Source organism: Microbacterium sp. 4NA327F11 (genome assembly GCF_005503465.1).
GTDB lineage: Bacteria > Actinomycetota > Actinomycetes > Actinomycetales > Microbacteriaceae > Microbacterium > Microbacterium ginsengisoli.
In genome coordinates this window covers 1-20,630 of record NZ_SCOB01000009.1, presented here as the reverse complement: position 1 = coordinate 20,630, position 20,630 = coordinate 1, and the positions used below count along the sequence as shown (strand labels likewise).

Below are 20,630 nucleotides of genomic sequence, written 5' to 3'. Positions count from 1 at the left end.
ATCGTCAGATGAGCGCCGCCAAGAGGGATCCGCTCACCGCCTGGTGGCGGAACATCAGCCTGCGGGCGAAGGTGACCGGGGTCACCGTCGCCGTGCTCGTCATCGGGCTCGTCGCCGCCGGCTTCGGCACGATGGTGTTCCTGCGCACGACGCTGCTCACGAACCTCGACACCACCCTGCTGCAGCTCGTCGGGCCCACCGGCGTCAACCAGCTCATCACGGTCACGACGGATGACGGCGCCGCGACCTTCGAGCGCAACAAGAGCGCCGTCGCGACCGACTACTTCGTCGCCATCTACGCCCCGGGCACGGGCGAGCGGCTCATCACCGCCGGCGGCGAGCCCGGCGCGCCGCAGCCGAACTTCCCGGCGACCTTCGCGCTCGACACCGCCTACACGCAGCAGGAGACGGTCTTCGAGCTGACCGGCGAGGACGACACGCACTTCCACGCGACGGTCTCGGTCACCCAGGTGCCCGGCACGAGCGCCTTCTACACGCAGATGGTCGTGATGCCGCTGGCTCCGACCGACCGTGTCGTGGCGACCTACCTCGGCATCTTCTCCCTGCTCGCGATCTTCATCGTGATCGCGAGCGCGTTCCTGGTGCGCTGGGTCGTGACCCTCACCTTCCGAAGCCTCGGCGCCGTGGAGCGCACGGCCGAGCTCATCGCCGCCGGCGACTTCAGCCAGCGCATGTCGGACGTCGAGTCGGAGACAACGGAGGTCGGGCGTCTCAAACGCGCGCTCAACGCCATGCTCGGCCGAGTCGACGAGTCGCTGTCGCAGCGCGACGCCACGGTGCGGCAGATGCGCCGCTTCATCGGCGACGCGAGCCATGAGCTGCGCACTCCGCTGGTGACCGTGCGCGGCTACGCGGAGCTCTACCGCATGGGAGCGATCCCCGAGGGAGCATCGACCGCGCAGGCGATGGAACGCATCGAGAAGGAGGCCATGCGCATGGGCGCCATGGTCGAGGATCTCCTCGCGCTCGCCCGGCTCGACGAGCGCCGCGACATCGAGGTGGTGCCACTCGACCTGCGCCCGATCGCTCGCGACGCCGCGCTCGACGTCGGGGCGTCGGCCCCCCAGCGAACGGTCACGGTGATCGACACGACGGCGGCGCACACGCGGATCCCGGATGCCACGCATCCGACGCCGGGCGAGGCGCCCGAGCCGGAGACTCCCGCCGCCAAGCGGCGCGGGCGGGCTGCGGCATCCGCTCGCACCCGAGCCGCGGGAACGCTGGCACGCCTGCGCCGCCGACCCCGCACCGGCGAGGACGTCGGCACGGGCGAGCTCGCGGTGATGACCGAGCCGGTGTACGCGATGCCGCCGATCGTGATGGGCGAGGAGAATCGCGTGCGACAGGTCGTGGCGAACCTGCTCGGAAACGCGCAGAGGTTCTCCGCCACTGACTCGCCGATCGAACTGCGGGTGGGCACCGACGAGACGGCCGGCCTCGGGTGGATCGAGGTCATCGACCACGGCGAGGGCATCCCCGAGCAGATCCGCGAGCAGATCTTCCAGCGGTTCTGGCGGGCCGACACCTCCCGCGCGCGCGAGACCGGCGGGTCGGGTCTCGGACTGTCGATCGTCGCGTCGATCGTCGATGCGCTGCACGGCTCGGTCGAGGTGAGCGACAGTGCGGGCGGGGGCGCGACATTCCGGGTGTCGCTGCCGCTCGCTGTGCATCAGGATGTCGCGGCGCACCTGCTGATCGAGACCCAACCGCTCCCCCGTCTCAGCCGCGGGGACTGACGCGCGTCCTCCCCAGGCGGGCGTGCGCATGCGCTCTCCCCCGCGTGGTCGTCCCGTCAGCGGCCGCGCTGCCACGGCGCCCTAGCGTGGGGGCACCAGACGAAAGGAGCCTCCCATGGCCGTGTTCTCCGCCGACAGTGACCAGATCCTCGCCGCCACCGGTGCCGTGCGCGGCACCATCGACCGGCTGCAGGGCGAGGCGGCCACGCTTCTCGCCCAGCTCACGCACCTGCAGGCCAGCTGGACGGGATCGGCCGCCCTCGCATTCCAGGGCAGCATCGATGGATGGCAGGCGACGTACCGCACGGTGGAGGAGAGCCTCGCCGGCATCAACGCCTCGCTCGCGCAGGCCGGCCAGGCCTACGCCCAGACCGAACAGCTCAACCTCGCACTCTTCCGCTGAGCGGGCGACGAGCCACATTCGCTCGCCACCGATGCGAAACGGCGGATGCCCCGGACCGTGAGGTCCGGGGCATCCGCCGTTTCGCAGGCGTCAGGACTCAGAAGTCCATGCCGCCGGTCGGGTCGCCCGCCGGAGCGGAGACCTTCTCGGGCTTGTCGGCGACGACGGCCTCGGTCGTGAGGAACAGGCCCGCGATCGACGCGGCGTTCTGCAGAGCCGAGCGGGTCACCTTGGCGGGGTCGATGATGCCCTGCGCGAAGAGGTCGCCGTACTCGCCGGTCGCGGCGTTGAGGCCGTGACCGGTGGGGAGCTCCGCCACCTTGTTCGCGACGACGCCGGGCTCGAGACCGGCATTGAGCGCGATCTGCTTGAGGGGGGCCTCGATGGCGACCTTGACGATGTTCGCACCGGTCGCCTCGTCGCCCGTGAGCTCGAGGCTTGCGAACGCGATCTTGCCGGCCTGGATGAGCGCGACGCCGCCGCCGGGGACGATGCCCTCCTCGCCGGCCGCCTTCGCGTTGCGCACGGCGTCCTCGATGCGGTGCTTACGCTCCTTGAGCTCGACCTCGGTCGCCGCACCCGCCTTGATGACGGCCACGCCGCCGGCGAGCTTGGCGAGGCGCTCCTGGAGCTTCTCGCGGTCGTAGTCGCTGTCGGTGTTGTCGATCTCGCGACGGATCTGGGTCACGCGGCCCTCGATCTGCGCGGGGTCGCCGGCACCCTCGACGATGGTGGTCTCGTCCTTGGTGATGATGACCTTGCGGGCGCGGCCGAGCAGGTCGAGGGTGGCGTTCTCGAGCTTGAGACCGACCTCCTCGGTGATGACCTGGCCACCGGTGAGGATGGCGATGTCCTGCAGCTGGGCCTTGCGGCGGTCGCCGAAGCCGGGGGCCTTGACGGCGGCCGACTTGAAGATGCCGCGGATCTTGTTCAGCACGAGCGTCGCGAGAGCCTCGCCCTCGACGTCCTCAGCGATGATGAGGAGCTCCTTGCCGTCCTGGATCACCTTGTCGACGACGGGCAGAAGGTCCTTGATGTTCGAGATCTTCTGGTTCGCGATGAGGATGTACGGGTCCTCGAAGACCGCCTCCTGGCGGTCGGGGTCCGTGACGAAGTAGGGGTTGATGTAGCCCTTGTCGAAGCGCATGCCCTCGGTGAGCTCGAGCTCGGTGCCGAAGGTGTTGGACTCCTCGACGGTGACCACGCCCTCCTTGCCCACCTTGTCGATGGCCTCGGCGATGAGCTCGCCGATCGCCGGGTCGGCGGCCGAGATCGACGCGGTGGCGGCGATCTCCTCCTTCGACTCGACCTCCTTGGCCGAGGCGAGCAGAGCGTCGGTGACGGCCTTCACGGCCTTCTCGATGCCCTTCTTCAGGCTGATGGGGTCGGCGCCGGCCGCGACGTTGCGCAGGCCTTCCTTGACGAGCGCCTGAGCGAGCACGGTCGCGGTGGTCGTACCGTCACCGGCGACGTCGTCGGTCTTCTTCGCGACCTCCTTGACGAGCTCCGCGCCGATCTTCTCGTACGGGTCGTCGAGCTCGATCTCCTTGGCGATCGAGACACCGTCGTTCGTGATCGTGGGAGCGCCCCACTTCTTCTCGAGCACGACGTTGCGACCGCGGGGGCCGAGCGTCACCTTGACGGCGTCGGCCAGGGTGTTGAGGCCGCGCTCGAGGCCGCGGCGGGCCTCCTCGTCGAAAGCAATGATCTTTGCCATTGTGTGTCGTCCCTCCCGGACGGGCTAGGTCTTTAGCACTCAGTCTGATCGAGTGCTAAATCATTCTGGCACTCACCCCCGGGGAGTGCAAGCCGGTCGGAACGGGGCGTCACACCTCCCGACATGCGTCGACGCCGCCCCGAAGGACGGCGTCGATGTGAGAAGTGTGACGGGGATGCCGCGGCTCAGGCGACGACGCGCACGGCTTCCGCTTGCGGGCCCTTCTGGCCGGAACCGACGGTGAACTCGACCGCCTGCCCCTCTTCGAGCACGCGGAACCCGTTCATCTCGATGTTGGAGTAGTGCACGAACACGTCCTGGCCGTCGGAGACGGTGATGAAGCCGTACCCCTTCTCAGCGTTGAACCATTTGACAGTGCCGTGGGCCATGATGCGTACTCCTGAAGCTGTGTGACGCGGCCATCGTATCCACGCCGATAGGCGCGGATTCGCGGAGAACGCAACTGCTTACACGCGCGCATCGAAGTGTTTACGCCGCGGAAACACGGCCCGGGAACCGCCGCTCGACGGCCTCAGGGCGCGGGCGCGGGCGTGGCCGTGCCGAGCTGATAATCGGCGCCGAGCACGATCGTGAGCTGCTTGGTGCTCGCCGAGGTCGCACCGGGACTCGGCGTGCCGGAGGCACCGGTGTAGGCGTTGCTCTGCACGATGGAGCCGGCATTGAGGAGATCGGCGAGGCCCTTGGCGGCACCGAGGTCCGCGTCGGATGAGTAGTAGACGGTGGTCGTGGCGAAGCTCGTCGTGGAGGCGGCACCGGCGATCACCTTGTCGGCGGTCCACCCGGCAGCCTCGAGCCGGGCTACAGCATCCGTCGACGCAGCGGGATTGGCCGTGCCGTTGAGCACCAGGATCGAGTACGACGTGTCGCGCACGGCGGGAACCTCGGGGGTGTCGGAGTAGCTCGGCGCGGTCTGCGGCGTGAGGTCGATGCGGCCCGTGTAGACCATCGACGCGAAGATGCCGGCGACCAGGAGGACGACCGTTGCGATCGCGCCCCAGAAGAGCACGAGGCCGGCGCGCATGCGCGGGTTCTCGGCGCGGTGAGCGCCGACGCGGCCGGACGCGGCGGAGACGCCGTCGAAGCGATCGCGAGGGTAGGTCTGCCTGGACACCAGTGCATCGTACAAGTACGGTGCCCTCACTCCGCTCGACGTTCGCCGTGCGAACGTCAGGCCGACAGCCCGGAGGTGCGCCGGGCCCGGGCATCGACCCGGGCTGTGCGCAGGCGCCGCAGTCGGGCGACCAGCATGGGCTCCGCGGCGATCGCGTCGTCGGTGTCGATCAGGCGCCCGAGGAGTTGGTAGTAGCGCGCCGGGGCGAGCGAGAGCTCCGCTCGGATCGCCTCCTCTTTGCCGGCTCCGTGCCGCAGCCACCGCGCCTCGAAGTCGAGGATCGACCGGTCGCGTTCGGAGAGGGGCACGGCGTCAGATTACGGCGCGGATGCCGCGGCATCCGCCCGCCACTCCACGAACCCGCCGAGCGGGTCGACGGCCGCGAGCACCTCGCCGTCTCGGGACAGCGCGAACCGGCCAGCGGGCCACGTGGCGGGATCGATCGGCGCGTTCCAGCCGTCGTGCAGCCCGGGGTCGTCGAGGGTGATCCAGGTGCCCGCGGCCCGAGCCGCATCGATGACGAGACCTCGGCGAGCGCGCGGCACGTGCGCGAGCACCCCGGGGGTCGTGACGACGAGGGTGGCACCGGTCGGCGCGAGCGCCGCCAGCTCGCCGATGGCGCCGTCCGCGGCATCGGCGGCGCGCAGCAGGGGCGGATCGGCGGCGGCGATGTCGAGCGCCCGCTCGATGCGCTCCGCACGCCCGCTCTCGCCGGGCCAGACCAGCGCGGTCAGCCAGCGGCGGGTGGAGGCATCCCGAGGATCCAGGGGATTCAGGTCGATCCCTGCCCGCCAGACGACCTCGGGCAGGCGCAGGCGCGGCATGTTCCCCCGCCACGACGCGCGGAGGAGGACGGGGCTCTCGCCGCCGGCGGGATCGACGGCGACAACCCCGTCGGGCGTCTCGTAGCGGTAGGAGTAGCGGTCGGGGTAGAGGCAGAGCCCGGCGCTCGCCCCCACTTCGAGAAGCGCGATGGGGCCGTCGACGGCGCTGAGGGCCGGGAGCAGCGCCGCGCAGCGCAACGGCTCGTTGGTCTGGATGCTGCGGCTCTCGCAGCCCATGACGAGGTCCTCGATGTGCGCCCTCACCCATTCAGCCCACGACGCGAACCCCGACTCGGGGGCGCCGAGCAGACGGGAGACGGCGAAGACGAGCGGCGGCTGCCGACGGGTGTCACGGATGCGGGCGATCAGCGCCGCGACACGACGATCCTCCGCGATGCCGCGCGCCCACTCCTCGTACAGCGCCGACCGGCCGGGGGCCTCGTCACGGGCGAACCGACCGTAGCGGTTGACGACGGCATCGGTCTGGTCGGACATGGTCACATTCTCAGGCACGCGCGGAACAGCCCTGGCGCCGACGCGGTTGAATGAGGTGACGCAAGGAGAACCCGATGTCGTACAACGTGAACAAGACCGACGCGCAGTGGCGCGAGGAGCTCAGCGACACCCAGTTCGCGGTGCTGCGCCAGGCCGCGACCGAGCGGCCGTGGACCGGCGAGCTGCTCGACGAGGACCGCGCCGGCCTCTATACCTGCGCCGCCTGCGGTGCGGAGCTCTTCCAGAGCGGCACCAAGTTCGACTCGCACTGCGGGTGGCCGAGCTTCTATGAGTCCGTGCGGCCCGAGGCCGTCGAGCTCATCGAGGACCGCACCCACGGCATGGTGCGCACCGAGGTGCGCTGCGCGAACTGCGGATCGCATCTGGGCCACGTCTTCCCCGACGGGTTCGGCACTCCCACCGGCGACCGGTACTGCATGAACTCCATCGCCCTCGACTTCACTCCGGCCGAGGAGGCGTGAGCGCGCGCGAGGCGATGCTCGCGCGGCGCAGCTGGTCGAAGCTGACCGAGGCGGCCCCCTCCGACGAGGAGCTGGCCGCCCTCGTGTCGGCCGCGGGACGCGTCGCCGACCACGCGTCCCTGCGGCCGTGGCGCCTGGTGACCCTGCGCGGCGACGACCGTGTGCGCCTGGGCGAAGCGATCGCGGCGGCGACCGGGGCGGACGAGCCGTCGCCGAAGCCCCTGCGCGCGCCGCTGCTGGTCGCGGTCGTGACGAGCGTGCGCGCGAGCGAGAAGGTGCCGGCGTGGGAACAGGAGGCCGTGGCATCCGGTGTCGGACACGCCCTCTCGCTGCTGCTCGACGAAGCGGGCTGGGGCGTCATCTGGCGCACGGGCGGCTACACGCGCTCCCGGGAGGTCGCGGCCCTGCACGGGCTCGGTCCCGAGGAGCACCTGCTCGGCTGGCTGTACGTCGGCGGCAAGCCCGAGGCGAGTGACCGCACCGGTCACGAGCGGGGCGTCGACCCCGCCGAGGTTCTGTCCGCGCTGCCTCAGGCCCGCTGACGGCGGCGCGCGGCGGCGATCACGACACCGGCGAGAGCCACCACGACACCGGCGAGGGCGATCGCCGGGTTCGGACCCGACTCCGGGGGCCAGATCGCATCGAGCGTGACGGATGTCGCGAGCAGTCCCACGACCGATCCGAGACCGAGCAGCAGCACCCCCGTGTGCCGCACGAGTGCGGCCGACAGGAAGATGTAGACGACGCCGATCGCACCGCCGAGGTAGAGCCAGCCCGCCCCGGGAACCGTGACGTGCAGCCCCGAGATCGCCCCGTGCACGCCGCCCGCGATCGCGAGGGCGGCCGTGCCGCCGGCGAAGTTCACCAGCGTCGCCATGAGCGGAGACTCCACGGCCTGACGGAGGCGCCCGTTCGTGGCCTGCTGCCACGCGATCCCGGCGCCGGAGACGAACGGGAGGAGCAGCATCCACCAGGGGACGGCCGTCGTTCCCTCCGAGCTCACCAGCACCACGACCGCCGCGAGCACGACGGCGCCGCCGATGATGCGCCCCCATGTCAGGGGAACGACCCCGGCGGGACCGTAGCCGACCCGGTCGAGCACGAGTCCGTTGACCGTCTGCCCCGCGACGACGCCGACAGTGAACAGCGCCACTCCGATGATCGCGACGGTGAGGCCCTGCGTCGCGACGGTGAGGGCGCCGGCGAGGCCGCCGAGCAGCATCCATATGGGCACGTGACCGTGCCGCACACCGGTCGCGAGACGCCGAAGGCCGGCACGGCCCGCGGGGAGGGCGAGCGAGAGCACGACGAGGATCACGAACCCCGACGAGAACGAGACGAACGCGGCGACGAAGCCGTCGCCCATCTCGTGACCGAGCGAGCCGTTGACGCGGGCCTGCAGGGCCGTGAGGATGCCGACCGCCACCGCTCCGCCGAGGGCGACGGCCCGCGGCATCCGCCGGTGTTCGGGGATCACCGGCTGCGTCGCGCTCACCCTCCGATCGTAGGCGGTGCGCTCAGCTGCCCCAGATCTCGGCGACGAGGTCGTCGAGGAGCTGCTCGGGCACGACGTTCGACGTCTCGAGGTAGATCCACACGTCTCCGCGCGCATACGCGGTCTGCGTGACGGTGACCGGGAACTGCGTGCTCTCCTTGGACAGCTGGCAGACCTCTTCGCCGACGTCCCCGACCGTGCACGTGTAGCCCTGCGCCGGAAGGGTCGACTGGGCATACGAGACGGCGGCATCCGGGTCGACCGTGCTGATCAGCAGCAGCACCCCGGTCGCGTCGCCCTCGATCCAGTTGCAGCCGAGAGCGAGCGTCGCGCCCGTCGGCGCCGGGCGGACGAAGCCCTTGCCGTCGCCCTGCAGCGACATCTGGTCGAGCGTCGACGACCGGGTGGCATCGGAGCCGACCTTCGCGCAGTCGGTCGGCAGGGACGCGGTCGCGGTGGGCGAGGTGCTCGGGGTCGCGGATGCCGACGTGCCGGCGGATGCCGTCGTCGTCGGCGTCGGCGTCACGGCGCCCCCGCTCGGCCCTCCGCATCCGGCGAGACCGAGAATGAGGACGAGAGCAGCGGATGCCGCGGCGTTGCGTGCGCGCATAGGTGACTCCGAGGTGTGCAGGTGCTCGGATCATGGCGCGACACGCCTGTGGCCGTCAAGAGGCGGAGCGCACGGCCTGCGCCGGCCGGCTCCCCCCGGGCGGCACGGTCACGCGTGGTAGCCGAACCCGTCCGCCGGCACTGCGGGACGCGACGGGGTGGTGCCCGGCATGATCGGGAAGCCGGGAGCGAACTCGACGAGCGCTCCCCCCAGGGCGAGGAACGCGCTCGGGTCGCCCTCGAGCGTCGCCCGACCGGCGGCGAGCAGCTCGGGGGCGGTCGTGGCACCGACCATGAGGTCCTCGAGCGCGGCGCGCGTGACCGTGAGAGTCGCATCCGGCGACGCCGACTGGAATCCCTCGACGCTGGTGAGCGTGCCGTTGCTCACCTCGACGACGAACTCCTCGCCGATGTCGGTCACCCGCAGGTTCAGGATGCCGCGAGCCTCGCCCGCCGCGGTGCTGTCGAGTCGGATGGCGAGGTAGTCGAGGAACTGCTGCGTGCTGAGCGCCCGCACGAGGTCGGGGCTCGTCGCGTTCGCCGTCTGGCCCTCGGGGATGCCCGAGCGCAGCTCGAACGCCGCCGCCAGGAAGCTGTTGCGCACACTCGGGCTCTCCTGCTGGTAGCCGATCTGCTCGAACGCCTCGGCGAGGAGATCGCGCGCGGCCTCGTTCGCCGGCTCCGCGTAGACGAGCTTGTTCAGGATCTCGACGGCCAGGAGGTCGTCGCCCGCGGCGATGAGCTCGTGGGCGCGCGCGAGGATGCGCTCCGCACCGCCCATGAGCTCCACGTACAGCGGCGCGGACTCGCGGGGCGCGAGCGGGATGAGGGTCGAGGGGTTGCCGTCCCAGTAGCCGAGGTAGCGGTTCACCACCGCGCGCGCGTTGTGCGCCACCGAGCCGTGGTAGCTGCGCGCCGCCCAACTGCGCTGCAGCGAGTCGGGCACCTGGTAGACCCGGTGGATCTCGTTGATCGTCACGCCCTGGTTGGCGAGGTGCATGACCCCGTTGTTGAGGTGCGCGTACGTGTCGCGCTGGGTGCGCATGACCTCCTGGATGCGCTCGTTGCCCCAGCGCGGCCAGCTGTGGGAAGCGAACATCACCTCCGCCTCCTGCCCGAACAGGTGCAGCGCCCGGTTGATCTGACGCGACCACTCCAGCGCATCGCGCACGAGGGCCCCGCGCAGCGTGTAGATGTTGTGGATCGTGGCGACGATGTTCTCCGCCGCCCAGAAGGCCTTGAGGTCGGGGAACCAGGTGTTCATCTCGGCGGGAGCCTCGGTGCCCGGCGTGTTCTGGAACACCATGCGCACGCCGTCGATCGTGAGCTCCTGGATGTCGTCGACGATGTCGACAGTGGGTGCGATGAGGCCGACGGTGCCCGCGGCGACGCCCTTCCCAATCGCCTGGTCGACGTGACCGAACGGTCCGCGCTCGAGGAGCGTGCCGTACTGGTAGAACATGCGCCGCACCATGGCGTTGCCCGCGTACACGTTCTCCGAGACCGCGTGCTCGAGGAAGCCGACGGGGGCGATGACCGGAACCGCGCCGCTGTGCACGTCCGCGACATCCACCACGCCATGAGCGCCGCCGAAGTGGTCGCCGTGCGAGTGGGAGTAGACCACGGCGACGACCGGACGCTCGCCCAGGTGCTCGTTGACGAGAGCGAGGGCGGCGGCGGCCGTCTCCTTCGCAGTCAGCGGGTCGAACACGATCCAGCCCGTGTCGGAGCGGATGAACGAGATGTTCGCCAGGTCGAACCCGCGCACCTGGTAGATGTGGCCGGGCACCACCTCGAACAGGCCGTACTCCATGTTCAGCCGCGCCTGACGCTGCAGCGACGGGTGGATGGAGGCGAAGTCCTCATCGCCGAGCAGGAAGTCGTAGTCCCCGATGTTCCATGCCACGTGCCCCGCCTCGGCGAGGATCTGCCGATACTCGGGAGCGGCGAGGAACCCGCGTCGAGCCTCCGCGAGATCGCGGTCGTCGTCGAACGGCAGCTGTGCCGCCACCTCGTGGCGTCGGCGCAGCGTCGCGTCGGTCGGCTGCTTTCCCCGCGGATGGGCGTGGTCGTGCGTCATGTCGGGTTCCCCTCTCCCACAAAGCCCCTGCTGCGCAGGATAGCCCTCCGAATGATGGCGCACCCGCGCACGGACAGCCACCGCGGGAGCAGGGAAAAACAGTGCGGGAATCAGGAATGGAGCCGACAGCGGGACTTGAACCCGCAACCGCCCGATTACAAGTCGGGTGCGCTACCAATTGCGCCATGTCGGCAGAGCCCACAGTCTATCCGTGGGGCCGGCGAGCTCAGTCGAGCGGCGTGGAGCTCGGGCTGGGTGTCGGAGTGGGCGTGCTGTAGTACTTCTCGCTCGCGCTGGTCAGAACGAACTGCGCGAACTCCTTCGGGTCGTCGAGCGCCCCGGTGTACGGCTTGCCGTTGACCAGGATCGTCGGCGCGGCGGTGAGCTTGAGTCCATCGGTCGCCGGCAGCGACTTCAACGCGGCATCGGTCGCGTCCTTGACCCAGGCCATGTACTTCTCGTTCTCGATGCAGTCGCTGACGGTGTCGTCGGATCCGGCGCCGACGGCGACGCTCGCGAGCTGCTGATCGCTCAGGCCGTCGGAGTCGACGGACGGCTGCTGGCTCAGCAGGCTCTGGGTGAAACTGAAGAGCGAATCCGGCTGCTGCGTCGCCACGCACACCGCGGCGCTGGCTGCACGGAGGGAGTACTTGGTGCCGTTCGACTTCGCGGCGAGCATCGCGACCGGGTAGTAGGTGAGCGTGGCCGCCCCCTGCGAGACCCAGGTCGACAGCTGCTGCGCGTTGGCGAGCTGGAACTCCTTCGACCCCGGCGCAAGGTAGTCGATGTAGATGCGGATGTCGACGTTCGACGCCGACGAGGAGCTCGGCGACGGGCTCGCCGCAGCGGCCGCTGCGTCCGTGGAGGGCGAGGGGCTGGCCGTCGAGGCGATGGCCGCCCGCGCGCTGACGTCGGACACCCGGAACCCGGAGTCCGTCGCATTCGGCGGGGTGAGCTGCGGCTTGCCCGACGGCGTCACCAGGGCGATCGCGATACCGGCGCCGATGGCGGCGACAACGACGACGGCGAGGGCGCTGAGCAGTGCGATGCGCCACCGGCGCGCACGGGATTGACGGGCGTGGACCAGCTGCGCCTTCTCACGGACTGCGCTGCGACGGTCCACCGACGAATCGGCGGGCACCGCGGCATCCGAAGAATCGTTGCTGGACATCACACCTCTGCACACACGAAGAACCGGCGTCAACCGGGGGCAGTCACGCGGGATTCGCGACCTCGTCGATGCTAGTCAGGCACCCTGTGAAATGCCCAGACGGAACACCAACGAATGCTCATCCTGCACTATGTGCGCACCTCGCGGGGTCGAAGCGTCGCGTGCCATACTCGAATCACGCCCAACGGTGGGCGTGCGGGACAAGCCCCCGCTCATTCCATCACTACGGATCGTCCGGCACGTGCCTGCCGGTGAAGGAGAAGAGAACATGGCGTCCGTCACCTATGACAACGCGACCCGCTTGTACCCCGGAGGCACTCGCCCCGCGGTCGACAAGCTCAACCTCGAGATCGGCGACGGAGAGTTCCTCGTGCTGGTCGGCCCGTCGGGTTGCGGCAAGTCCACGTCGCTGCGCATGCTCGCCGGCCTCGAGGAGGTCAACTCCGGTCACATCCGCATCGGCGACCGCGACGTCACCGACGTGCCCCCGAAAGATCGCGACATCGCGATGGTCTTCCAGAACTACGCCCTGTACCCCCACATGACCGTCGCGGAGAACATGGGCTTCGCGCTCAAGATCGCCGGCGTCGGCAAGGAGGAGCGGGCGCAGCGGGTGCTCGAGGCCGCGAAGCTGCTCGACCTCGAGCAGTACCTCACCCGCAAGCCGAAGGCCCTCTCGGGTGGCCAGCGTCAGCGCGTCGCCATGGGCCGTGCGATCGTGCGCCAGCCGCAGGTGTTCCTCATGGACGAGCCGCTGTCGAACCTCGACGCGAAGCTGCGTGTGCAGACCCGCACGCAGATCGCCTCGCTGCAGCGGCGCCTCGGCGTCACCACCGTGTACGTCACCCACGACCAGACCGAGGCGCTCACGATGGGCGACCGCATCGCCGTGCTCAAGGACGGCCTGCTGCAGCAGGTCGGCACCCCGCGCGACCTGTACGAGAAGCCGAACAACGTGTTCGTGGCCGGCTTCATCGGCTCGCCCGCGATGAACCTGTTCCCCGTCGACCTCACCGAGGGCGGCGTGCGCTTCGGCGACCTCGTGGTGCCGGTCGAGGCCGACACGATCGGCAAGGCCCACGGCAGCGAGGTGACGATCGGGGTGCGCCCCGAGGACATCCAGATCGTCGGCGCCGGCGAGAAGGGCCTGTCGGTCACCGTCGACCTCGTCGAGGAACTCGGCGCCGACGGCTACCTGTACGGCCACGCCGACATCGCCGGCAAGCGCACCGACATCGTCGCCCGCGTCGACGGACGTCGTCACCCGAACGCCGGCGAGACCGTCGTGCTCGCTCCCGTTCCGGGCCACGTGCACGTGTTCGACCTGGAGTCCGGCGAGCGCCTGACCGACAAGGCCATCGCCGCGGCCTGATCGCATCACACCGCAGTGCAGCGGCGCGGGGGCATGCTCCCGCGCCGCTGCCGTTTCTGAGGGGCATCCGTGCCGGAGTACCTGAGCATCACCGCGAGCGACATCGACCCGGGGCTGCTGTCGCTGCCCTGGAGCCTGCCGCTGTCGGACTGGCCGTCGTCCTCGATCGTGTACCTCCCCAAGGGCCTCTCACGGCACCTGGTGAGGTTCGCGAACCTGTCCGGTCGCGTCGTGGCCATCAAAGAGACCACCGAGGAGATGGCGCGCCGCGAGTACGACATGCTCGGCAACCTCGCGCGGCTCGACGTGCCCTGTGTCGAGCGCGTCGCGGTGATCGGCGGGCGACGGGATGGCGCGGGCGCACCGCTTCCCGCCGCCCTCGTGACCGCGCATCTGAAGTTCTCGCTCCCCTACCGGGCGCTGTTCACGCAGGTGCTGCGCCCGCACACCGCCACACGACTCGTCGACGCGCTCGCCGTGCTGCTCGTGCGCCTGCACAACGTCGGCTTCTTCTGGGGCGATGTGTCGCTCTCGAACACCCTCTTCCGGCGCGACGCGGGCGCGTTCGCGGCCTATCTCGTCGACGCCGAGACCGGCGAGCTGCACGAGAGCGGCCTCACCCGCGGACAGCGCGAGCACGACCTCGACGTCGCGCGCACCAACATCGCCGGCGAGATCATGGATCTCGCCGCCGGCGGGCGGCTCGAGGGCGGCATCGACGCGGTCGCGGTAGCCGATGGCATCCTCTCGTCGTACCGGTCGCTGTGGGCCGCCCTCACCGATCAGGAGAGCTTCAGCGCGAGCGAGTCCTGGCGCATCACCGAGCGGGTGCACAAGCTCAACGCGCTCGGCTTCGACATCGGAGAGATGTCGATCTCGACCACCGGCGACGGCACTCGCGTGGCGATCCGTCCGAAGGTCGTGGACGCGGGACATCATCAGCGGCGTCTGCTGCGCCTGACGGGCCTCGACGTCGAGGAGAACCAGGCACGGCGGCTGCTGAACGACCTCGACGAGTTCCGCGCGCGGGCCGCCCGCCCCGGGCAGGACGAAGACATGGTCGCCCACGAATGGCTGACCCGCATCTTCGAGCCGGTCGTGACCTCGATCCCGTTCGATCTGCGCGCGAAGCTCGAGCCCGCCGAGGTGTTCCACCAGGTGCTCGAGCATCGCTGGTACATGTCGCAGGCACGGGGGGTGTCGGTCCCCCTCGCGGAGGTCGTGTCGTCGTACATCGACGACGTGCTGCGTCATCGCCGCGACGAGGCCACCGTGATGGGTCCGCCGACCGAGACGATGTCGCTTCCCGTCATCCGTCTCAACGACGACGATGAGGATGACGACGGGTCAGACGAGATCGACTGGCGCGACCTCGTCTGACCCGGAGGCGTCGGTCAGTACCCGATCGTGAAGCGCCCGCGGTGGTGCGCCGGGGTCTCGATCTCATCGACCACCGCGACACCCAGGTCGGCGCCGGAGATGTACGACTTGCCGTTCTCGTCCGAGACGAGCACGTCGCCGCCGTCGCGGTAGGCCCCCGTGCGCTCGCCCGGCGCCCACGCGCCGAACTCTGCAGCCGGGTGCACGAAGAACCAGTCCTTCGCGGCATCCGTCGCCTGGAGGTCCTCGAGGATGCCGATCGCCTCGAACGCCTCCGCCTTGTACTCCTCGGGGAACCCGCTGTCGATCAGGCGCGGGCCACCCGGGGCGACGAGGCTGCCGCCCGCGCCGCCGATGACGCCCAGCCGCACGGAGTCCGGCAGCGCCGCGAGCAGCTCGGCCGTCGCGGGCCGGAGCTTGCCCGCCATGTCGCCGCGCGGCGCCGCGGCCGACACGACCACGTCGACGCCCTGCAGCTCGGCGACGAGCGACGGCACGTCGAGCAGCGTCCCTTCGACGTAGGTCGCGCCCTCGACGCGCTCGGCCGGCACGGAGCGGGCCACGGAGATGACGGTGTGTCCACGGCTCACCGCCTCGCGCACGATGTGACTTCCGGCGTAGCCGGTTCCTCCGATGACGGCGATGCGGGCCATGACGTTCCTTTCGGTGTGGTTCGACAGGCGCAACGCGCCCGCGGGATCCATCATTCCGGGGGCCGCGGCATCCGTCAGCGTGTCACACGAGCAGCGACAGCGGGTGCTCGATCCTCCGGACGAATGCGGCGAGCCACTGGGCGGCGAGCGCTCCGTCGAGCACGCGATGATCGGCGGACAGCGTCACGGTCATGACCGTCGCCACCGAGAGCTCGCCGTCATCGTCGATGACCGGCCGCCGCGTCGCGGCGCCGACGGCGAGGATGCCCGAGTGCGGCGGATTGATGATGGCCGCGAACTCTGCGGTGCCGTACATGCCGAGGTTCGAGACCGAGAACGATCCGCCCTCGAGCTCGCTCTGCTTGAGGCGCCCCGCCCGCGCCCGCTCGGCGAGTTCGCGGATGACCGCGCCGAGACGCCCGACCGGAAGCGTGTCGACCCCGCGGACGACCGGGGTCACGAGTCCGCCCGGGATCGAGACTGCGATCGCGAGGTCGACGCCGGAGAAGCGCCGGGTGACCTCCGGGAGCCAGATGGCGTTGGCCTCGGGCACATCGAGGAGCGCGGCGGCGACCGCCTTGACGACGAGGTCGTTGACCGACACGCGCGCATCGGCGGCACGTCCCTCGTTGATGCGTGCGCGCAGATCGAGGAGGGCGTCCACCCGGCAGTCCGCCCGCAGGTAGATGTGGGGGATCTCGGTCTTCGCCTCGGTGAGCCGACGCGCGATGGCGCGACGCATGCCGGTGTGCGGGATGTCCTCAGCGCCGGCCGGTGCGGGAGCCTGAGCTCCCCCGGGGGCGGGCGGCACGGGCGTCGAGACAGGGGCCGTCGCCGCCGGGGCCACGGGTGCCGGCGCGGGCAGATCGTCGAGGTCGCGCCGCACGACGCGCCCGCGCGGGCCCGAGCCGCGCACGGCGGCGAGATCGATGCCGCGCTCGCTCGCGAGTCGACGCACGAGCGGGGAGGCGAACACGCGCCCAGCCGAGGAATCGGGGCCTGCGTCCTCGTCCGCCGGCGCATCGGGCGCAGGCGGTGCGGGCACCGATTCGGCAGCCGATTCCGGTGTCGGCACGGGCTCAGTGACCGCCGTCGGCACGGGCTCGGACGCCGTGACGGGTGCGGCCGCCGTCGTCGGCGTCGGCGTCGGTGCAGGCGCAGGGGGAACCGCGTCGGCGGGCGGGCCACCGACGGCGACACCCTCCGCCTCCGCGGCGGCAAGGGCATCGGCGCGGGACTCGCCCGCCTCGGCGACGACGGCGATCGGCGCACCGACGGCGCCCGCTTCCCCGGCCGGGAGGAGGATCGCGGCGAGCTCGCCGGCGACCTCCGTCTCGTACTCGACGACGGCCTTCTCGGTCTCGATCTCGACGATCGGCTGGCCGGCGGCGACGGCCGTCCCGACCTCGACGAGCCACGTCTGAATCGCCGCCTCGCCGGTGCCCGTGGCGACCTCCGGCATGCGGATCACGGCGGCCATCAGCGACCGCCCCAGGCGCGACGCATGGCGTCGATCTCGGTGACGATCTCGGGGGTCCCCGCAATCGCGGCGCGTTCGAGGATGCGGGAGATGCTCGGGCTCGCCTCGCCGCCGGTGACCCGCTCGACGGGCTGGTCCAGCCAGTCGAAGAACCGCCGCTGGATCTCGTCGGCGAGCCACGCGCCATACGACGGGCCGCGCGAGCCCTGCTCGACGATGAGCACGTTGTTGGTCTTGCGGATGCTCTCCCCCACCGTGTCCCAGTCGAAGGAGGCCCGGTCGAGCCAGCGCAGATCGATCACCTCCGCATCGACGCCGGTCTCGGCGACGGCGTCGAGCGAGGACTGCACCATGGAGAGGTAGGTGAGCACGGTGAGCTCCGCGCCCTCCCGGCGCACGGCTGCGCTGCGAGGCGGGATGACGTAGTCGAGCGGCGCATCGGGCACACGGTCGGCCTGGCCATAGAGATCGACGTGCTCGATCACGAGCACGGGGTCATCGAGTTGCAGCGCCGCGTTCATGAGGCCCACGTAGTCCGCCGCGGTCGAGGCGGCGACGATGCGCCAGCCGGGCTGGGTCGCGAAGATGCCGGCGGGGTCCATCAGGTGCTGCGATCCGTAGCCGGATCCCATGGCGACCTTGGTGCGCAGCACGAGCGGCACCGTGTTGTTGTCGCCGAACATGTGGCGGGCCTTACCGACCTGGTTGAACACCTGGTCGGCCGCGACCCACATGAAGTCGGGGTACATGAACTCGACGACCGGCCGGAACCTGCCGTCGAGCGCGATGCCTCCGGCGAGCCCGAAGAACCCGTTCTCGCTGATGGGGGTGCCGATGACCCGCTCGGGTCCATATGCCTTCGCGAGCCCCTTCGTGGCGCCGTTCGTGCCGCCGTTGAGTCGGTGGACGTCCTCGCCGAGCACGACGATGCGCTCGTCCTCGGACATGCGCCGGTCCATCACCGCGGCGACGGCGTCGACGAAGCGGATGTCCCGCCACGGCCCGTCGAACACGATCGGGTCGGATGCCGCGGCATCCGCGAGTTCGGACTCGTCGCCGCGGATGCCGGTGTCGACCACTGCCGGGTCGGGCCAGAGCTCGGGGCGGATGCGACGACGACCGGCGTTATCGGGGTCGTCCTCGACGAGCGCCGCGACGGCGTCGACCATCGCCGCGACGGCCTGGTCGCGCACGGCATCGAGCTCGGCGTCGGAGGCGATGCCGAGCGAACGGAGCCTGCCGCCGAGGAGGGCGATCGGATCGCGCTCGCGCCAGCTGGCCTCCTCGTCCTTCGTGCGGTAGCCGAAGGCGCTCCCGGGGTAGGGGCCGTTCTGGTGGAAGAAGCGGTAGACCTCCGCCTCGACGATCGCAGGACCGTCGCCCGCGCGCATCCGCTCGGTCGCCTCGGTCATCGCGAGGTGCACGGCGAGGGGGTCCATGCCGTCGACCCGCCACGACGGGATGGAGAACCCCTGCCCGCGCACCGAGAAGCGGGCGTCGGCGCTGGCCTCCGAGGCATGGGTCGAGACCGCGTAGAGGTTGTTCTCGATGAAGAACGCGACCGGAAGGCGCCAGGTCGCGGCGAGGTTGAACGACTCGAGCACCGAGCCGATCTGGCTCGAGCCGTCGCCGAAGTAGTTGACCGAGACATCCGTCGTGCCGGCGTGCTTCTGCGCCCACGCGTGGCCGGCGGCGATGGGGGCGCCGCCGCCGACGATGGCGTTCGTGCCGAGCGCGCCCGCCTCGAGCCACTGCAGGTGCATCGACCCGCCGCGTCCGCCCGAGAACCCCTGTGCGAGGCCGAGGATCTCGGCGAGCGTACGCTGGAGCAGCGCGTTCAGCGCCGGGTCGACGAGGGCGCCGAGGTCGAGCCGACCGCCGGCGACGTAGGTGATCGCCTTCGCGAGGAACTGGTGGTGTCCGCGGTGGGAGCCGTTGACGGCATCGGTGGGACGCAGGCCGATGATCGAGCCGACGGCGCCGCCCTCCTGACCGATGCTCGAGTGCGCGGGACCGTGCACGAGGCCGGCGGCGGCGAGGTCGAGCACGGCCTCCTCGAAGGCACGGATGAGGTGGAGCTCGCCGTACATGGCTGTCAGCAGCTCCGGGTCGGCGGCTTTCCAGTCGGCGGCGGTGGTCGACAGCGAGATCCAGTCGACTCCCGTCTGCAGACGACGACGTTGGGGCATCCCATCTCCTTCGACAGTGCGCCACTCGTCAGCGCTCGCTCACGGTAACGCATGTTTGGATCCAATTTCAAGAACTTCTTGCGTTCAAAGCGAGAATTGACGCACACTGGAGCCGAAACTGGATCCAGACGACGAGGAGGTCGATCGATGACAGGAATCCCCGGTCTGCGCGGCTCCGACCACCTCGGCATCACCGTGCCCGACCTCGAGGAGGCCGAGCGCTTCCTGGTGGACGTGCTCGGCGCCGTGCCCGTCTACACGCTGGGCGCGAAGCGCGCCGACGACGACTGGATGTCGCGCCAGCTCGGGGTTCACCCCCGGTCCGTGATCACCGAGATCCGCTTCTACCGTCTCGGCAACGGCACCAATCTCGAGGTCTTCGCCTATGAGACGCCCGACGGGCAGTCCCCTCCCCCGCGCAACAGCGACATCGGTGGACACCACCTCGCGCTCTACGTCGACGATATGGATGCCGCGATCGCCCACCTGCGCGCGTACGACGTCGAGATCATGGGCGACCCGATCGCGAGCGCCGGTGCCGCCGCCGGTCAGCGATGGCTGTACTTCCGAGCCCCCTGGGGCATGCAGTTCGAACTGGTCAGCTACCCCGACGGCAAGGCCTACGAGGCCGACTCCCCCGTCATCCTGTGGCATCCGGCCCGCCCGGCAGAATGAAGGCGAGCCGAGGGGATCATCGATGACCGCACAGACCGCGTCGACGCATGCCGACGACACGCACGCCCGCCCCCGCGACGGAGACGCCGGACCGCGCATCGCCGACAGCATCCGCGGCGGCATCGTCGGCGGCGACTATCCGCCGGGCATGCGTATCCGCCAGGAGGATCTCGCCGCCCGCTTCGGTGCGAGCCGTGTGCCGGTGCGGCAGGCGCTGCAGCAGCTCGAGTACGAGGGGCTCGTCACGGTCGTCGCGAACACCGGCGCGTGGGTCTCCCACCTCTCCCTCGCCGAATGCGAGGAGGTGTACGAGATGCGCGAGCGGCTCGAACCCCTCCTGCTGCGGTACTCGGCGCCCCGACTCGACGCCGGCGCCATCGAGGAGCTCTCCGCCCTCGCCCACCGCATCAGTGTGGTCGGCGCCGACACGGACGCCTTCCTCGAACTCGATCGCGCCTTTCACCTCGGCACCTACGCGGCCGCCGACACCGTGCAGCTCGGCGCCCTCATCCAGAAGCTCTGGAACACCACGGCGCCGTACCGCCGCGCGTACGTCACGTCGTGGGAGCCCGAGTCACGCCGCATCGCCTACGAGGAGCACCACCTGATCGTGGCGGCCCTGCGCGACGACGACATCGAAGAGGCCGAACGTGTGCTCGCGGGTCACATCCGCCGCACCCGTCGCCAGCTCGCCCGCACCCCCGACATCTTCCGCC

Annotated in this window: 20 protein-coding genes and 1 tRNA gene; 8 read left to right on the top strand and 13 right to left on the bottom strand. The window is 70.5% G+C overall.

Going from position 1 to position 20,630, the window contains the following annotated elements:
* The first annotated feature begins 8 nt into the window (after positions 1-8).
* Both FFS51_RS07480 and FFS51_RS07475 read left to right on the top strand, forming a co-directional pair.
* A complete protein-coding gene (locus tag FFS51_RS07480) occupies positions 9-1,757 on the top strand; it encodes a sensor histidine kinase (protein WP_137877958.1) in 1,749 nt (582 codons plus the stop codon).
* Between the two features lie 115 nt (positions 1,758-1,872).
* A complete protein-coding gene (locus FFS51_RS07475; RefSeq protein WP_137877957.1) occupies positions 1,873-2,160 on the top strand; it encodes a WXG100 family type VII secretion target in 288 nt (95 codons plus the stop codon).
* 97 nt (positions 2,161-2,257) lie between these two features.
* Here FFS51_RS07475 and groL read toward each other — a convergent pair whose 3' ends face one another.
* The 5 genes from groL to FFS51_RS07450 form a co-directional block, all read right to left on the bottom strand.
* Positions 2,258-3,877, bottom strand: a complete 1,620-nt coding sequence (groL, locus tag FFS51_RS07470) for a chaperonin GroEL (protein WP_045246738.1) — start codon at positions 3,875-3,877, stop codon at positions 2,258-2,260.
* Positions 3,878-4,062: 185 nt separating this feature from the next.
* A complete protein-coding gene (locus FFS51_RS07465; RefSeq protein ID WP_045246739.1) occupies positions 4,063-4,266 on the bottom strand; it encodes a cold-shock protein in 204 nt (67 codons plus the stop codon).
* Positions 4,267-4,409: 143 nt separating this feature from the next.
* Positions 4,410-5,009, bottom strand: a complete 600-nt coding sequence (locus FFS51_RS07460) for a LytR C-terminal domain-containing protein (RefSeq protein WP_249352679.1) — start codon at positions 5,007-5,009, stop codon at positions 4,410-4,412.
* A 56-nt stretch (positions 5,010-5,065) separates the two neighbouring features.
* Positions 5,066-5,317, bottom strand: a complete 252-nt coding sequence (locus tag FFS51_RS07455) for a DUF3263 domain-containing protein (protein WP_056210249.1) — start codon at positions 5,315-5,317, stop codon at positions 5,066-5,068.
* A 9-nt stretch (positions 5,318-5,326) separates the two neighbouring features.
* Entirely contained in the window at positions 5,327-6,328 is a 1,002-nt protein-coding gene (locus FFS51_RS07450) for a DUF2332 domain-containing protein (RefSeq protein WP_137877956.1), read from the bottom strand.
* 74 nt (positions 6,329-6,402) lie between these two features.
* On the opposite strand from FFS51_RS07450, the gene msrB reads away from it, so the two are divergent.
* On the top strand, positions 6,403-6,810 hold the full coding sequence (gene msrB / locus FFS51_RS07445; protein ID WP_045246743.1) for a peptide-methionine (R)-S-oxide reductase MsrB: 408 nt from the start codon (positions 6,403-6,405) through the stop codon (positions 6,808-6,810).
* 14 nt (positions 6,811-6,824) lie between these two features.
* Positions 6,825-7,352: a nitroreductase family protein gene (locus FFS51_RS07440; protein WP_056210381.1), complete on the top strand. Its 528-nt coding sequence runs from the start codon at positions 6,825-6,827 to the stop codon at positions 7,350-7,352.
* On the opposite strand, the gene FFS51_RS07435 is transcribed toward FFS51_RS07440, so the two are convergent.
* The 5 genes from FFS51_RS07435 to FFS51_RS07415 form a co-directional block, all read right to left on the bottom strand.
* Positions 7,340-8,305: a DMT family transporter gene (locus FFS51_RS07435; protein ID WP_349303921.1), complete on the bottom strand. Its 966-nt coding sequence runs from the start codon at positions 8,303-8,305 to the stop codon at positions 7,340-7,342. The genes FFS51_RS07440 and FFS51_RS07435 overlap by 13 nt on opposite strands.
* A gap of 22 nt (positions 8,306-8,327) precedes the next feature.
* A complete protein-coding gene (locus tag FFS51_RS07430; RefSeq protein WP_137877955.1) occupies positions 8,328-8,915 on the bottom strand; it encodes a DUF3558 domain-containing protein in 588 nt (195 codons plus the stop codon).
* Between the two features lie 108 nt (positions 8,916-9,023).
* The gene (locus FFS51_RS07425; protein WP_137877954.1) at positions 9,024-10,994 is read right to left on the bottom strand and encodes an alkyl/aryl-sulfatase; all 1,971 of its coding nucleotides are present in this window, start codon (positions 10,992-10,994) and stop codon (positions 9,024-9,026) included.
* A gap of 117 nt (positions 10,995-11,111) precedes the next feature.
* Positions 11,112-11,187 (bottom strand) — tRNA-Thr (locus FFS51_RS07420).
* A gap of 33 nt (positions 11,188-11,220) precedes the next feature.
* Positions 11,221-12,165, bottom strand: a complete 945-nt coding sequence (locus FFS51_RS07415) for a DsbA family protein (protein WP_045246745.1) — start codon at positions 12,163-12,165, stop codon at positions 11,221-11,223.
* A 268-nt stretch (positions 12,166-12,433) separates the two neighbouring features.
* On the opposite strand from FFS51_RS07415, the gene FFS51_RS07410 reads away from it, so the two are divergent.
* Positions 12,434-13,537: an ABC transporter ATP-binding protein gene (locus FFS51_RS07410; RefSeq protein WP_045246746.1), complete on the top strand. Its 1,104-nt coding sequence runs from the start codon at positions 12,434-12,436 to the stop codon at positions 13,535-13,537.
* A 69-nt stretch (positions 13,538-13,606) separates the two neighbouring features.
* On the top strand, positions 13,607-14,917 hold the full coding sequence (locus FFS51_RS07405) for a DUF4032 domain-containing protein (RefSeq protein ID WP_137877953.1): 1,311 nt from the start codon (positions 13,607-13,609) through the stop codon (positions 14,915-14,917).
* A 14-nt stretch (positions 14,918-14,931) separates the two neighbouring features.
* Here the strand turns inward: FFS51_RS07405 and FFS51_RS07400 are convergent, their stop codons facing one another.
* The 3 genes from FFS51_RS07400 to FFS51_RS07390 all read right to left on the bottom strand — a co-directional run bounded on the left by FFS51_RS07400 (position 14,932) and on the right by FFS51_RS07390 (position 19,239).
* Complete coding sequence (locus tag FFS51_RS07400; protein ID WP_056210383.1) at positions 14,932-15,570, bottom strand: NAD(P)-dependent oxidoreductase; 639 nt, start codon at positions 15,568-15,570, stop codon at positions 14,932-14,934.
* 82 nt (positions 15,571-15,652) lie between these two features.
* Positions 15,653-17,050: a 2-oxo acid dehydrogenase subunit E2 gene (locus tag FFS51_RS07395; RefSeq protein WP_137877952.1), complete on the bottom strand. Its 1,398-nt coding sequence runs from the start codon at positions 17,048-17,050 to the stop codon at positions 15,653-15,655.
* Positions 17,050-19,239 (bottom strand): alpha-ketoacid dehydrogenase subunit alpha/beta, encoded by a 2,190-nt coding sequence (locus tag FFS51_RS07390; RefSeq protein WP_137877951.1) that lies wholly within the window; start codon positions 19,237-19,239, stop codon positions 17,050-17,052. Before FFS51_RS07390 ends, FFS51_RS07395 begins: the two co-directional genes overlap by 1 nt.
* 147 nt (positions 19,240-19,386) lie before the next feature.
* Here FFS51_RS07390 and FFS51_RS07385 point away from each other — a divergent pair, with 147 nt between their 5' ends.
* Both FFS51_RS07385 and FFS51_RS07380 read left to right on the top strand, forming a co-directional pair.
* Positions 19,387-19,914 carry a VOC family protein gene (locus FFS51_RS07385; RefSeq protein ID WP_137877950.1) on the top strand — a complete coding sequence of 176 codons (528 nt, stop codon included), beginning with the start codon at positions 19,387-19,389 and terminating at the stop codon, positions 19,912-19,914.
* 22 nt (positions 19,915-19,936) lie between these two features.
* Positions 19,937-20,630 (top strand): GntR family transcriptional regulator (locus tag FFS51_RS07380; RefSeq protein ID WP_137877949.1); only part of this gene is annotated, 694 nt, incomplete at its 3' end.

What these genes read in the sequence shown, in the direction of transcription:
- FFS51_RS07395 (WP_137877952.1), bottom strand. Translation starts at nt 17,050, where the DNA reads ATGGCCGCCGTGATCCGCATGCCGGAGGTCGCCACGGGCACCGGCGAG.
- FFS51_RS07480 (WP_137877958.1), top strand. Translation starts at nt 9, where the DNA reads ATGAGCGCCGCCAAGAGGGATCCGCTCACCGCCTGGTGGCGGAACATC.
- FFS51_RS07390 (WP_137877951.1), bottom strand. Translation starts at nt 19,239, where the DNA reads ATGCCCCAACGTCGTCGTCTGCAGACGGGAGTCGACTGGATCTCGCTG.
- FFS51_RS07410 (WP_045246746.1), top strand. Translation starts at nt 12,434, where the DNA reads ATGGCGTCCGTCACCTATGACAACGCGACCCGCTTGTACCCCGGAGGC.
- FFS51_RS07450 (WP_137877956.1), bottom strand. Translation starts at nt 6,328, where the DNA reads ATGTCCGACCAGACCGATGCCGTCGTCAACCGCTACGGTCGGTTCGCC.
- FFS51_RS07440 (WP_056210381.1), top strand. Translation starts at nt 6,825, where the DNA reads ATGCTCGCGCGGCGCAGCTGGTCGAAGCTGACCGAGGCGGCCCCCTCC.
- FFS51_RS07475 (WP_137877957.1), top strand. Translation starts at nt 1,873, where the DNA reads ATGGCCGTGTTCTCCGCCGACAGTGACCAGATCCTCGCCGCCACCGGT.
- FFS51_RS07425 (WP_137877954.1), bottom strand. Translation starts at nt 10,994, where the DNA reads ATGACGCACGACCACGCCCATCCGCGGGGAAAGCAGCCGACCGACGCG.
- FFS51_RS07415 (WP_045246745.1), bottom strand. Translation starts at nt 12,165, where the DNA reads ATGTCCAGCAACGATTCTTCGGATGCCGCGGTGCCCGCCGATTCGTCG.
- msrB (WP_045246743.1), top strand. Translation starts at nt 6,403, where the DNA reads ATGTCGTACAACGTGAACAAGACCGACGCGCAGTGGCGCGAGGAGCTC.
- FFS51_RS07385 (WP_137877950.1), top strand. Translation starts at nt 19,387, where the DNA reads ATGACAGGAATCCCCGGTCTGCGCGGCTCCGACCACCTCGGCATCACC.
- FFS51_RS07465 (WP_045246739.1), bottom strand. Translation starts at nt 4,266, where the DNA reads ATGGCCCACGGCACTGTCAAATGGTTCAACGCTGAGAAGGGGTACGGC.
- FFS51_RS07430 (WP_137877955.1), bottom strand. Translation starts at nt 8,915, where the DNA reads ATGCGCGCACGCAACGCCGCGGCATCCGCTGCTCTCGTCCTCATTCTC.
- groL (WP_045246738.1), bottom strand. Translation starts at nt 3,877, where the DNA reads ATGGCAAAGATCATTGCTTTCGACGAGGAGGCCCGCCGCGGCCTCGAG.
- FFS51_RS07400 (WP_056210383.1), bottom strand. Translation starts at nt 15,570, where the DNA reads ATGGCCCGCATCGCCGTCATCGGAGGAACCGGCTACGCCGGAAGTCAC.